This is a genomic window from Bacillus sp. FSL M7-0307, assembly GCF_038627835.1.
GTDB classification, from domain to species: Bacteria; Bacillota; Bacilli; order Bacillales; family Bacillaceae; genus Bacillus; species Bacillus altitudinis.
Genome location: NZ_CP152023.1, coordinates 684,899 through 698,167, shown reverse-complemented (window position 1 = coordinate 698,167; position 13,269 = coordinate 684,899). Strand labels below are relative to the sequence as shown.

At 41.6% G+C, this 13,269-nt stretch carries 9 protein-coding genes; 3 read left to right on the top strand and 6 right to left on the bottom strand.

The genetic code is table 11. The features are described 5' to 3' along the window. Window positions 1-56 precede the first annotated feature (56 nt). Both rlmD and MHI41_RS03460 read right to left on the bottom strand, forming a co-directional pair. The gene (gene rlmD / locus MHI41_RS03465) at window positions 57-1,439 is read right to left on the bottom strand and encodes a 23S rRNA (uracil(1939)-C(5))-methyltransferase RlmD (RefSeq protein ID WP_342494549.1); all 1,383 of its coding nucleotides are present in this window, start codon (window positions 1,437-1,439) and stop codon (window positions 57-59) included. A 61-nt stretch (window positions 1,440-1,500) separates the two neighbouring features. Then, window positions 1,501-2,409 (bottom strand): diacylglycerol kinase, encoded by a 909-nt coding sequence (locus MHI41_RS03460; protein ID WP_007496845.1) that lies wholly within the window; start codon window positions 2,407-2,409, stop codon window positions 1,501-1,503. A gap of 181 nt (window positions 2,410-2,590) precedes the next feature. Between MHI41_RS03460 and MHI41_RS03455 the strand changes: the two genes are divergently transcribed. After that, a complete protein-coding gene (locus tag MHI41_RS03455) occupies window positions 2,591-3,544 on the top strand; it encodes a nucleoside hydrolase (protein WP_251185440.1) in 954 nt (317 codons plus the stop codon). Between the two features lie 228 nt (window positions 3,545-3,772). On the opposite strand, the gene MHI41_RS03450 is transcribed toward MHI41_RS03455, so the two are convergent. Then, window positions 3,773-6,982, bottom strand: a complete 3,210-nt coding sequence (locus tag MHI41_RS03450; RefSeq protein ID WP_342494548.1) for an efflux RND transporter permease subunit — start codon at window positions 6,980-6,982, stop codon at window positions 3,773-3,775. Window positions 6,983-7,113: 131 nt separating this feature from the next. On the opposite strand from MHI41_RS03450, the gene MHI41_RS03445 reads away from it, so the two are divergent. After that, window positions 7,114-7,959, top strand: coding sequence for a TetR/AcrR family transcriptional regulator (locus tag MHI41_RS03445; RefSeq protein ID WP_008344236.1), 846 nt, complete (start codon window positions 7,114-7,116; stop codon window positions 7,957-7,959). Window positions 7,960-8,141: 182 nt separating this feature from the next. Here the strand turns inward: MHI41_RS03445 and gatB are convergent, their stop codons facing one another. From gatB to gatC, 3 genes are read right to left on the bottom strand one after another with little or no spacing between them, the layout of a single operon-like run. Next, a complete protein-coding gene (gene gatB / locus MHI41_RS03440) occupies window positions 8,142-9,572 on the bottom strand; it encodes an Asp-tRNA(Asn)/Glu-tRNA(Gln) amidotransferase subunit GatB (protein WP_007496855.1) in 1,431 nt (476 codons plus the stop codon). Between the two features lie 13 nt (window positions 9,573-9,585). After that, the gene (gatA, locus tag MHI41_RS03435; protein ID WP_017359799.1) at window positions 9,586-11,043 is read right to left on the bottom strand and encodes an Asp-tRNA(Asn)/Glu-tRNA(Gln) amidotransferase subunit GatA; all 1,458 of its coding nucleotides are present in this window, start codon (window positions 11,041-11,043) and stop codon (window positions 9,586-9,588) included. Window positions 11,044-11,057: 14 nt separating this feature from the next. Further along, a complete protein-coding gene (gatC, locus tag MHI41_RS03430) occupies window positions 11,058-11,348 on the bottom strand; it encodes an Asp-tRNA(Asn)/Glu-tRNA(Gln) amidotransferase subunit GatC (protein ID WP_003213898.1) in 291 nt (96 codons plus the stop codon). Between the two features lie 412 nt (window positions 11,349-11,760). Between gatC and putP the strand changes: the two genes are divergently transcribed. Continuing rightward, a complete protein-coding gene (gene putP, locus MHI41_RS03425) occupies window positions 11,761-13,242 on the top strand; it encodes a sodium/proline symporter PutP (RefSeq protein ID WP_019743299.1) in 1,482 nt (493 codons plus the stop codon). The last annotated feature ends 27 nt before the right edge of the window (window positions 13,243-13,269 follow it).

Genomic DNA, 13,269 nt, shown 5'->3' with positions numbered 1-13,269 from the left:
AAATAAAAATATCCCGATATCGGTGTTATATCACGAAATCGGGATGCTTCAATACATTATGACTGTTGAATCACAAGACTAGCAACGCACTCAACGTGACTCGTATGCGGAAACATATCCACAGGCTGCACTTCCTCCGTCACATACCCACCATCTTCAAGAATACGCAAATCACGAGCAAGCGTCCCTGGATTACAGGACACATACACAACACGGTTCGGTTTCATCTTTAAAATCGTATCAAGCAGTGCTTCATCACAGCCTTTTCTTGGCGGATCAACCACTAGCGTATCTGCTTTGATGCCTTCTTTATACCAGTTTGGGATAACAGTTTCTGCTTCACCAACTGCAAATTCGACGTTTTTAATCCCGTTCAATGCAGCATTGCGTTTTGCATCTTCAATCGCTTCTGGCACAATTTCTACGCCATATACTCTGCCCGCTTTTTGTGCGAGAAATAAGGAAATCGTACCAATTCCGCAGTATGCATCAATCACGGTTTCTTTTCCTTGCAGCTCGGCATATTCAAGCGCTTTGTCGTAAAGCACCTTTGTTTGAGCTGGATTTACTTGATAAAACGAGCGGGCTGAAATAGCAAATTTGATGTCGCCAATCGTGTCATAAATGTATTCTTCTCCCCATAAAACGGTTGTTTCGTCTCCGAAAATGACATTTGTCTTCTTAGAATTCACGTTTTGCACAATTGACCGAACATGCGGGAAGCGTGCTATAATCTGCTCAATCACCTGTTGCTTTTGCGGAAAATCAGCCGTTCTTGTGACAAACACAACCATCATTTCACCTGTTGCAATGCCATAGCGAACCATGACATGACGCAGCCAGCCTTTGTGCCGCTCTTCGTTATATGCTTTTATGCCAAACGCATTGCAGATGTCTTTTACTGCCTGTACCACTTCGTCATTTTCTGATTGCTGGATCAAGCATTTTTCCATATCAATGATTTCATGGGTACGCTGCTGATAAAATCCTGCAACAAGTCCGCCTTCCCGTTCGCCAACTGGTACTTGTGCTTTGTTTCGGTAATTCCAAGGGTCTTCCATGCCGAGTACAGGATGAACTTTTACACGGCTCATATCAAGCTTGCCGATCCGCTCCAATACGTCCTTTACTTGTTTCTGTTTAAAAAGCAGCTGGCCTTCATAGCTCATGTGCTGAATTTGACAGCCTCCGCACTGCTTATAGATAGGACATGGCGCATCTTGCCTGTGCTGACTTTCCTTTGTCAGCTCCATGAGTCGTCCAAAAGCAAATCCTTTTTTGACACGTGTGACTTTGATTTTCCCTTGCTCGTCAGGAAGGGCATTCGGTACAAACACAGGGAAACCCTCAATTTTCGCTACTCCTGCACCTTCGTGCGTTAAATCTTCGAAGGTTACATTGTAATATTCATTTTTTTGAACAGGCGGTTTCATTTTCACCAATTTTATCACCTCATTTGCAAAGAAAAACTTGGTCGCCATAAGGAACCAAGTTCAATCTTCACCCTATTTTTTCAGCTGTTGCTTTTGGCACAATAAATTCAATATGGCGATACAGGTTTTCAAATTCACCTGGCAGCATGCCGCCGTATTCACCATCTAAATTTAATTGCATTTTATCTTTTACATCTACCTTTACGCGATTCGCTTTTGCGTAGATGACATTGTTATCATGAATATGCTCGCCTCGAAGTGCAAGGCTGACCACTCGAATGGCTTCTGCTAGGTTGACCTTCTTTAAAATAATCAGGTCAAACATACCGTCATCTAGAATGGAATCTGGTGCGAGCTTTTCAAAGCCGCCTACTGAGTTTGTTAGTGAAACAAGAAACAGCATGATTTCTCCATGAAACAATTTGCCGTCATATTCAATTTCGACTTCTGTCGGGCGAATGGAAGGAAGCATCTCCATACCTTTCAAATAATACGCAAGTTGTCCTAGCATGGTTTTCAGCTTACTAGGCACTTCATAGGTCAGCTCTGTTAATCGGCCGCCTCCCGCAATATTAATGAAATACTGTCCATTCACTTTACCAATATCAAGCGGCTTTGCTACACCATCAATGATGGCATCTGTCGCTTTTAAAATATCTTCTCTTGGAATGCCAAGTGCTCTTGCGAAGTCATTGGTCGTTCCAACTGGAATGATTCCTAATTTTGGTCTTTTTTCAAGCGGCGCTAATCCGTTGACGACTTCATTAATCGTGCCGTCTCCACCAGCTGCTACAATTAAATCAAAATCTCTCTGTGCGGCTTTTTCGGCTGCTTGTGTTGCATCTCCTGCACATGTCGTCGCATGACAAGATGTTTCATAGCCAGCCTGTTCAAATTTTTGCAAAACCTGCGGTAAATTCTTCTTAAAGAGTTCACGTCCAGATGTCGGATTATATATAATTCGAGCACGTTTCATTCATCATCATCCTATTATCATTATGCAATCTATTTTCACCACTAACAACCTTTAATTATACTATGAGATTTGAAAATGGCAACAGAACAACCCCCTAATATTTGAAATCTCACGGTACGTTTCCCTGAGCAGATCAGCATTCTGATAAGATAAAAGAAAACGATGAAAAGGATGGTATGCCATGAAAAAGCCTGTCTATTTCAACCATGACGGCGGTGTTGATGATCTCGTGTCCTTATTTCTACTTCTTCAAATGGAACACCTGAAAGTGATCGGGATGTCTGTGATTCCTGCTGATTGTTATTTAGAGCCTGCGCTGAGCGCCTCTCAGAAAATTATTGATCGATTTAGCCCATATGAGATTGAAGTAGCCGCTTCCAATTCTAGAGGTGTGAATCCATTTCCAAAGGAATGGCGCATGCATGCTTTTTATGTAGATGCCCTGCCGATTTTAAATGAAAAAGGCGCTATTGATACAAAAGTATCTAAGCTTCCTGCACATCTTCACCTGATTGAAACGGTGAAAAAGTCAACCGAACCTGTTACGCTGCTCTTTACAGGACCGCTCACAGACCTTGCACGCGCCTTAGAAGAAGATCCTTCCATCTCAAATAAAATTGAGAAACTGGTGTGGATGGGCGGCACATTCCTTGAAAAAGGCAATGTCGAAGAACCCGAGCATGATGGAACAGCAGAATGGAATGCCTTTTGGGACCCTTATGCTGTAAGCACCGTATTTCAAGAGCGTTTTCCAATTGAAATGGTCGCACTTGAAAGTACAAATCAGGTTCCGCTCACACTCGATGTCCGTCAACGATGGGCTTCCCTTCGCTCTCACATCGGGATTGACTTTATCGGACAATGTTATGCCTTTTGTCCGCCTCTCATTCATCACGAAACGAACTCGACTTACTACTTATGGGATGTGCTGACAACGATCACTCTTGCTTCCACTTCATTTACTCGTTCAAAGGAAATGAATGCAATTGTTTATACCGAAACACCAAGACAAGGACGTACCGAAGAGCATCCAGATGGAAAATCGATTCAAGTCATTGACCACGTTGATCGGGATGCCTTTTTCGAGGCCTTTGAAGAGCTTATGAGAAAAGCGGTTTGTCAGATTTCATCATAAAAAAGCCCCGCTTATTAGCGGGGCTCCAATTGTTGACACAGGGCTAAAATGAACTTGATTTTAGCCCTGTGTCTTCTTTTCAGCGTGATAGAAAACCTTTGCAGTCTAGGAATTACGAGTACCGGCGCGGAGCGAATTTGACATTCGTGAGCACCGGCACGCAGGACTGACAAAGAATGCGAGGGTTTGTCTACACGCTGAAGCCCCGCTCATTAGCGGGGCTTCCTCTTACTCTTCTTCAGCGTACTTTTTCTTACGTCTAAACTTGCTTAAGATTTCATACACGATTGGCACGATGACCAATGTGAGAAGTGTAGAACTTGTTAAACCGCCAATAACGGTGACGCCAAGTCCTTTTGATACGATCTGACTTCCGCCTTCAAAACCTAATGCGAGTGGCAGCAATGCACCAATTGTCGCAAGTGCCGTCATTAAGATTGGGCGTAATCTTGTTGTACCTGCTTCAAGTAAGGCTTCTCTTGTTGAAAGTCCTTCTTTCTCTTTATGAATCACTCGGTCAATTAAGACAATGGCATTTGTTACAACGATTCCGATCAGCATCAGCAATCCAATCATGGCATTTAAGCTGATGGTTTCTTTCGCTACAAACAATCCAACGAGTGCCCCAATAATCGTAAATGGAAGTGAGAACAGAATCGCAAATGGTGCAAGACCTCCGCCAAATGTAATGACGAGAACGAGGTATACAATAGCAATCGCTGCAAGCATTGCTAGTCCTAGCTGTGTAAAGGATTCCTCAATATCCGCACTTACACCGCCTGTATCAATCGTAACGCCAGATTTCAAATCAAGCTTGTCAACTTTCTTCTGGACATCTTGTGTCACACTTGATACGTCGTCTGTTGTCATGTCACCAGATACTTCAGCGTAAATCTTCCCATCACGCTTTGTTACAGTGTTTGCTGTTGTGCCATCTTTCACTTTCACCACATCGCCAATTCGGACTTGTTGTCCTGTTGGTGTTGTGATCTTTTTATTCTCTAGATCTTTTTTACTCTTGTATTCATCTTTTTCCGTTTGAAGCTTCACATCTAGTTCTTTGCCGTCCTCTGTTACTTTCGTCAACGTTGTTTCATTACTTTGAGGAGCGATCGCCTGTGCGATTTGTGAAGCGGTCAAGCCTAGTTTCGCCAGCTTTTCTTGATCTGCATTAAACGTATATTCGTCATACTTCTCAGATAAGCTTGTGCTGACGTTTTTCAAGTTCTTCTCATCTTTTAAAATGTTCTCGACATCTTTGACTGTGCCTTCAATATCACTTGCTTTGTCACCGTACACATAGTACGTCACTGTATTGCTTGCGCCAGCAGATGAGAAGTCTTGTGATTTCCATTCCCCTTTAGACGTTTTGTCTTGAAGGGCTTTAACCACACGATCTTTTTCTTTATCAAAGTTCGGTGTATCCTCGTCGTATTGTACGAAGAATAATGCACCGTTAGAGTTTCCACCAACACTTGCTGTCAGCGCATTTGAAGAGCCTAATGAATATTGAACCGTATTGACATGATCACGTTTCATTAAGTATTCTTCTGCCTTTTTCGTTTCAGCAATGGCTTGTTCTCTCGTTTGTCCAGGCTCTGGCGTGTATGTCACCATTGCCGTTTTTTCTGCTTCCTGTGGTAAGAAGCTGACACCAACAAGTGGTGCGAGGAATAAGCTGCCGATCAGCATCAAAATCGCAATTCCTGACGTGATCCATTTATGGTTCAATGTCCAATTAAGTACACGTCTATAACCACCAGCAAGTTTGCTTGGTTTGTGTTCTTTTACCTTTTTCGCTTTGCCGTACAGGTTCTTTTTAAATAGGCTGTGAGCCATCATTGGAACGATTGTAATGGCGACAAGTAGTGAAGCCATTAGAGCAAACACAATGGTTAATGCAAATGGGATGAATAGTTCACCAATCATTCCACCCACTAGAGCTAATGGCAAGAATACCGCAATTGTGACAATCGTCGAAGACATAATCGGAATAAACATTTCTTTTGTGGCTTCTCTAACGAGTGCTTTGCCTTTTAACGGTTCATCTTTTAACGCCATTCGTCGATAGATGTTTTCTATGACAACAATCGAGTCATCGACAACACGCCCAATGGCGACTGTCATGGCACCAAGTGTCATGATATTTAATGTGATATCTAGCTGATTTAATAATAAAACAGCAATCAACAGGGATAACGGAATGGAGATGACCGAAATTAATGTTGATTTGATATCTCGAAGGAACAACATGATGATAATGATCGCAAAGATTGCTCCGATGATCGCCTTGTTCAGCATTGTGCTGACAGATTCTTTAATCGGCTCTGCTTGATCATATGTCGTGCTGACTTTGATTCCTTTATTGTCTTTTTTGAATGTATCAAGTTCTTTTGTGACTGCTTCTGCTACACTCACTGTGTTGGCATCAGAGCCTTTAACAATTTGCAAACCGATACTGTCTTTTCCGTTCGTTCTAGAAATCGATTCTGCATCTTTTACGACTTTAATATCTGCAATCTCAGAAAGTTTGATCGTCGGCAGCTCTACAGATTGACCGCTTGCTGCACCAGTTTGTTGCTGAGCTGCTGCTGCTTGCTGCTGACTTGCACTTCCAGCCTGTTGATCATCAGCACCTTGAGCTCCTGCATTTCCTGAGTCGCTAGAAGACGCCCCAGCTCCTGCGCTTGCACTTGGTGTGACAGGAATTCGCATGTTTTTCAAATCTTTAACACTTAAAATATTGCCATCCACTACGACTGATTTTTGCTTGTTGCCAAATGTGTATAACCCTAAAGGTACATTGACATCAGAGCCTTTGATCATGTTTTGGACAGTTTCTTCATCTAAACCATATTCCTTCAATTTCTTTTGTTTAAAAGAAAATTCTACTTCTTTGATTTGTTGTCCAGAAGCTTCGACAGAAGAGACACCATCTAAACCTTGAAGAGAAGGAATAAGGTCATTTTCCACTTTTTGTGTCAGGTCTTGTAATGATTCTTTATCACCGGAGACACTAAGAGCTAAAATTGGAATCGCATTGATGCTAAAACGTGCGATTTTTGGTTTTTCTGCATTTTCTGGAAAATTGATATTGCTAATGGCATCTTCAATTTCCTTCTTTGCTTCATCCATGTCTTTATTGTAATCGTACTCGATTTGAATCGATGAGGCATTTTCAAAAGAATTAGAAGTGACCACATTCACCCCATTGAGATTTTGTATCGACTTCTCAATTGGGTCTGTCACCTTATCTGATACTTCGTCCGGCGTTGCGCCAGGATACGTTGTAGAAACCGTAATGACTGGAGTGTTGATATTCGGGATTGATTCTTGTTTCATATTCAATCCGGCATATAGACCAGCAACTGTTACGATAATCGTCATGAGCCATACAGCGAACTTGTTCTTTAATACAAAATTGATGATCGAATTCATTATGTCCTCCATTTTCCTTTATGTATTGACTGACTGGTCATTCTATATCATAATAAACGGTGATATACAATGCCGTCAACCATTTCACTTGCGTTTGACGTAACATTCTAAAGCTGAAGGGGCCTTATTTCATGAACGAAAAAAAAGAAAAGATCATTAAAGCAAGCATTCAGTTGTTTGCGAAAAAAGGTTTTTCTTCTACGACCATTCAGGAAATTGCAGATGAATGCGGAATATCTAAAGGTGCATTTTATTTGCATTTCAAATCAAAAGAACAGCTTTTCAACAGAGCGTTTGAATATTATATCGACACATCTATGCAAAGTATTGAAAAGATTCGAAAAGAAAATCAACATCTTGCGCCTAGAGATATCTTTCAGAAACAAATCGCTCAACAGTTCCAGCACTTTGCTGAGAACAAGGATTTTATCATTTTGATCCTCAGCGAGAACATTATTCCCGAAAACCAGCAAATTAAAAAGTATTCCAAAACGGTTAAAAAGCAGATGAATGATGAAATTCAAATTTCTATTTTGACCACGTATGGACAGGAGATCGAACCATATATAACTGACCTGTCAGTCATGATTCAAGGAATCATCCAATCTTATGTGCAGGTACTGCTTTTGCAAGATCAGATGCAATTATCATGTGATGAGCTCTCATCCTTTATTCTCGACCGATTTGATGATTTGGTGCATGGGCTTCTCCGTTCTCATGCGAAGCCGATTCTGAAGCAAAACATTTGGGATGATGAAGCGCCAAATGCCGCTACTCTTCAAGAAGAGCTTCGATTGTTAAAATCTGAGCATCTGCTTTCGGATGATACCCTTGTATCCATTGAAGTCATTGAAGAAGAATTGGCCAAAGATGAGCCTCGCAAGCCGGTCATTCAAGGGATGCTGACAAATTTAGAAACGTGTGAGGACTCCGCTGTCCAAAGAGCTGTGGAACAATTGAAGCTATTCCTCCAATGACAATACGTGGCGATGTTCACTTTAGTTCACCTTTATCCCCTTCGAATATGTGCTAAAGCTTATGCTTCATTATAAAAAAAGAACCAATGAATTGATATACGGCGGTGGTCTGAATCTGTGATAAGACCCTGTCATGTCAATCAACAAAAAAACCGCCTCTTCCATGAGGCGGTTTTTGCGATTTATCGTTTTTTGATTTCTTCGAGAAGAATCTTGTTGACCATCGGTGGGTTTGCTTGTCCCTTCGATGCTTTCATGATTTGTCCGACTAAGAAACCAATCGCACGGTCTTTTCCATTTTTGAAGTCTTCAATGGATTGCGGGTTGTTATCAAGTGCTTCTGTGACAAGTTTGAGCAGTGCACCTTCGTCAGAAATTTGGACAAGTCCTTTTTCTTTGACGATTGTTTCTGCATCTCCCCCATTTTCAATGAGCTCTTTGAATACCTTTTTGGCAATCTTAGAAGAAATCGTTCCTTTTTCGATGAGCTTGATCATGCCAGCCAGTCCTTGCGGCGTTAGCTTCGTATCTTCCAGCTCTTTTTGAGCCGAGTTCAAGTAGGCAGATACTTCACCCATGAGCCAGTTTGATGCTTGTTTCGCTTCAGCACCTTCTGAAATAGTCGCTTCAAAGAAATCAGACATTTCTTTTGTCAGCGTCAGTACCATTGCGTCATATGCAGGAAGTCCAAGTTCATCAATGTAGCGTTTGCGGCGCTCGTCTGGAAGCTCTGGAATCGATGCTCTTACACGTTCTTTCCACTCGTCATCAATGTAAAGCTCCACCAAATCTGGTTCTGGGAAGTAGCGATAATCATCAGAGCCTTCTTTGACACGCATGAGGATCGTCTTTTTAGACGCTTCGTCATAGCGGCGTGTTTCCTGCTCGATGAGACCGCCAGAAAGCAATACTTGCTCTTGACGTTTTTCTTCGAATTCAAGACCTTTTTGGACGAATGCAAATGAGTTCAAGTTCTTGAGCTCTGTTTTCGTTCCAAACTCTTCACGGCCGATCGGACGAAGAGAAATGTTGGCATCACAGCGCAGTGAGCCTTCTTCCATCTTACAGTCAGAGACGCCTGTATATTGAATAATAGATTTTAATTTTTCTAAGTAAGCATACGCTTCTTCTGGCGTACGAATGTCAGGCTCAGATACGATTTCAACAAGTGGTGTACCTTGACGGTTGAAATCGACGAGTGAATAACCGTCGCCTGTGTGCGTCAGTTTTCCTGCATCCTCTTCCAAATGAAGACGTGTAATACCAATTCGTTTTGTTTTGCCGTCTACTTCAATTTCAATCCAGCCGTTTTCACCGATCGGTTTATCAAATTGAGAAATTTGATACGCCTTTGGGTTATCAGGATAGAAATAGTTTTTACGGTCAAATTTTGTATCAGTTGCAATCTCACAGTTCAGTGCCATTGCTGCTTTCATCGCAAAGTTCACCGCTTCTTTGTTCAGCACAGGCAGTACGCCAGGATAACCAAGATCGATGACACTTGTTTGCGTATTGGCAGCCGCACCAAAAGGCGTCGGTGAGCTTGAGAAAATTTTTGATTGTGTTTTGAGCTCTACGTGGACTTCAAGTCCAATTACCGTTTCAAAGTTCATTCTGATTCACCCCTTACAGTTCAGGTTTTGCTTTATGATGATCTGTTGCTTGCTCGAAAGCGTGAGCCACGCGGTAAACGGTTCCTTCATCAAAGTGTTTACCGATGATTTGCAGTCCTAACGGAAGACCATTTGCAAATCCACAAGGCACACTGATTCCTGGAACGCCTGCAAGGTTAACAGGGATCGTTAAAATGTCGTTTGCATACATCGTGAGTGGATCGCTTGTCTTTTCACCAATGTTAAATGCCGGAGTTGGTGTTGTTGGTCCTACAATGACATCATACTTTTCGAAAACATCTTCAAAGTCTTTTTTGATCAGCGTACGGACTTTTTGCGCCTTTTTATAGTATGCATCGTAATATCCTGAGCTTAGAGCGAATGTGCCAAGCATGATGCGGCGTTTCACTTCGTCTCCAAAGCCTTCAGAACGGGTATTTTTATATAAATCAATCAGGTTGTCTGCATTGTCTGTACGGTAGCCATAGCGAATACCGTCAAAACGAGCAAGGTTTGCAGATGCTTCTGAAGATGAAAGCAAGTAGTAAGTCGCAAGCGCATATTTAGAATGCGGAAGAGACACTTCTTCCCATGTGGCACCAAGTCCTTCTAATACTTTCAACGCTTTAAGAACAGACTCTTTTGCTTCTTCGCCAACACCTTCGCCAAGATATTCTTTTGGCACAGCGATTTTCAAGCCTTTGATGTCGCCAGTTAATGAAGAAAGAAAATCTGGTACATCGACATTTGCACTCGTTGCGTCCATTTGATCAACACCAGAAATCGCTTGAAGAACATATGCATTGTCCTCAACATTACGCGTAATCGGCCCAATTTGATCTAATGATGAAGCAAATGCGATTAAACCGTATCTAGATACACGGCCATACGTTGGTTTAAGACCAACAACACCACAGAATGATGCCGGCTGGCGAATGGAACCGCCTGTATCTGATCCTAGAGAGAATGGTACTTCTCCAGCTGCAACAGATGCTGCTGAGCCACCACTTGACCCACCTGGAACTGTGTTTAAATTCCACGGGTTTTTCGTTGCTTTGAAGCCAGAGTTCTCCGTAGAAGATCCCATCGCAAATTCGTCCATGTTTAATTTACCGATTGTGACAGCTTCCGCTTCTCTTAAGCGGTTCACAACGGTTGCATCGTAAATAGGATCAAAGTTTTGCAAGATTTTACTTGATGCCGTTGTACGTAAATCTTTCGTCACGATGTTATCTTTGACACCGATCGGCATACCGAACAATAGACCAAGCTCGTCCTTTTCACCAACTGCCTCGTCCAATTCCTTTGCATACGCACGTGCTTTCTCTTCGTCCAGCGCTAGGAATGCTTGTACTTTCCCGTCTACTTCATGGATTCGTTTATAAGACTCGTCCACTAAATCAGAAACAGACAGTTCCTTTTTATGTAAAAGCTCTTTTAATTCAGAAATTTTGTGGTCAAACAGTGACATGCCTCAGGCCTCCTTTAGTCCAAAATTGATGGCACACGAATATAGCCGTCTTTATGATCAGGCGCGTTTTTGATGACTGCCTCAATGGAAAGACCTTTATTCGGAACATCTTCTCTCATGACGTTTTTCATTTTTAATACGTGTGTTGTTGGTTCAACGTTTTCCGTATCTACCTCGTTTAACTGCTCTGCAAATGAAATGATGCTATCAAGCTGTTCTGTAAACATCTCAGCTTCTTCTTCTGTAATCGCAAGCCGTGCCAAATGCGCAACATGCTTTACTTCTTCTATTGAAATTCTTGACATGCAGGTTCACCTCCAAAAATGATACGTGTTCGTGGTCATGATCATAAGTCATATACACTTTATCATATCAAATTTTACTGTTCTAAAGCAACTTTACGAGGACGCCTAGAAAGGCTTTGTCCACTAATATGTCATTGTGGTGTAGCCAGTGTCTAAAATATTCATCAAGCTGACTTTTTATTTTTCAGAAAATTTTTACTTTGATTTAATTTAGTAAACGCTTACATATAGACGCTCATCACGCATACACGTATTTTTTTTGTATGATGAGGATGTTTAAGAAGGTTGATCACTTGGGAATACTCTGATAGGTTAAGTAACCATAGCAGTGAGCAGACAGTTCAATAGGCTGCTTTGTGTATATTTTGATTGAGGTGATGTCAAATTAATACGAAAAAGGTGATATGGAAACATGAGTATTGAGATTGTAATTTCTCTATCTATTTATTTTATTGGAATGCTTGCTATTGGCTGGTATGCATTCAGAAAAACAAATGACTTGAATGACTATATGTTAGGCGGACGCGGGTTAGGTCCTTATGTAACGGCTCTATCTGCTGGTGCAGCTGATATGAGTGGGTGGATGCTGATGGGGCTTCCAGGCGCTATGTATACAACTGGTCTTTCATCTGGATGGCTTGCTGTTGGTTTAATTAGTGGGGCTTACTTAAACTATCTATTCCTAGCGCCACGATTGAGATCGTATACAGAAGTTGCTGATGATGCGATTACCATTCCAGACTTTTTTGACAAACGGTTTAAAGACTCATCTACTTTATTGAAAGCTGTCTCAGCTGTCATCATTATGATTTTCTTTACGCTTTACACCTCATCAGGTATGGTATCAGGCGGACGCTTATTTGAATCAGCGTTTGGTGCTGATTATATGTTTGGTTTAATCTTAACTTCTAGTATCGTGATTTTGTACACACTATTCGGCGGCTTTTTGGCAGTTAGTTTAACTGATTTTGTTCAAGGAGCTATTATGTTTTTAGCATTAGTGCTCGTGCCGATCGTTGCCTTTACTCAATTAGGTGGACCTGTTGCCACATTCAATGATATTCAACAGATTGACCCTAAATTGCTTGATATTTTTAGAGGAACGAGCGTCATTGGCATTATTTCCTTCCTCGCTTGGGGACTCGGTTACTTTGGACAGCCGCACATTATTGTTCGCTTTATGGCGATTACGACTGTAAAAGATTTAAAGCCAGCACGTCGTATCGGTATGAGCTGGATGATTGTGTCTGTCATTGGTTCACTATCTGTCGGTTTAGTCGGCGTGGCGTATGTTCATGAAACAAGCACCACTTTGGCAGACCCAGAAACCATCTTTATTGTGTTTTCTAAAGTGTTATTCCATCCATATATTACTGGATTTTTACTTTCTGCCATTTTAGCTGCAATTATGAGTTCAATTTCTTCTCAGCTGCTTGTCACTGCAAGTGCGATGACAGAGGATTTATACCGTACATTCTTTAGAAGAAAAGCCTCTGACAAAGAACTTGTGATGATTGGACGTATCTCTGTACTAGTCGTAGCGATTGTTGCCATTGGTCTCTCTCTAAACCCAAGTGATACCATTCTTGACCTTGTCGGTTATGCTTGGGCTGGATTTGGATCTTCATTCGGTCCAGTCATCTTGTTATGTCTATACTGGAAACGAATGAATCATCATGGCGCTTTAGCCGGAATGATTGTTGGGGCTGTTGTCGTTCTCGTTTGGATTTCAACAGGCTTAAACAACACGACTGGATTGTACGAAATGGTTCCTGGATTTATTTTAAGTGGTTTGACTGCTATTATTGTCAGCCTCTTAACAAATAAACCGTCTAAAGCTTCTAAAAAGCTGTTTAGCAAAATGGAAGACCATCTCGAAGAAGAAACAAAATAACCAGACATGAGGAGTCATCTGCATTAT

Coding starts and splice junctions, on each gene's coding strand:
- MHI41_RS03460 (WP_007496845.1), bottom strand. CDS start 2,409: ATGAAACGTGCTCGAATTATATATAATCCGACATCTGGACGTGAACTC.
- MHI41_RS03455 (WP_251185440.1), top strand. CDS start 2,591: ATGAAAAAGCCTGTCTATTTCAACCATGACGGCGGTGTTGATGATCTC.
- MHI41_RS03450 (WP_342494548.1), bottom strand. CDS start 6,982: ATGAATTCGATCATCAATTTTGTATTAAAGAACAAGTTCGCTGTATGG.
- MHI41_RS03445 (WP_008344236.1), top strand. CDS start 7,114: ATGAACGAAAAAAAAGAAAAGATCATTAAAGCAAGCATTCAGTTGTTT.
- gatB (WP_007496855.1), bottom strand. CDS start 9,572: ATGAACTTTGAAACGGTAATTGGACTTGAAGTCCACGTAGAGCTCAAA.
- gatA (WP_017359799.1), bottom strand. CDS start 11,043: ATGTCACTGTTTGACCACAAAATTTCTGAATTAAAAGAGCTTTTACAT.
- gatC (WP_003213898.1), bottom strand. CDS start 11,348: ATGTCAAGAATTTCAATAGAAGAAGTAAAGCATGTTGCGCATTTGGCA.
- putP (WP_019743299.1), top strand. CDS start 11,761: ATGAGTATTGAGATTGTAATTTCTCTATCTATTTATTTTATTGGAATG.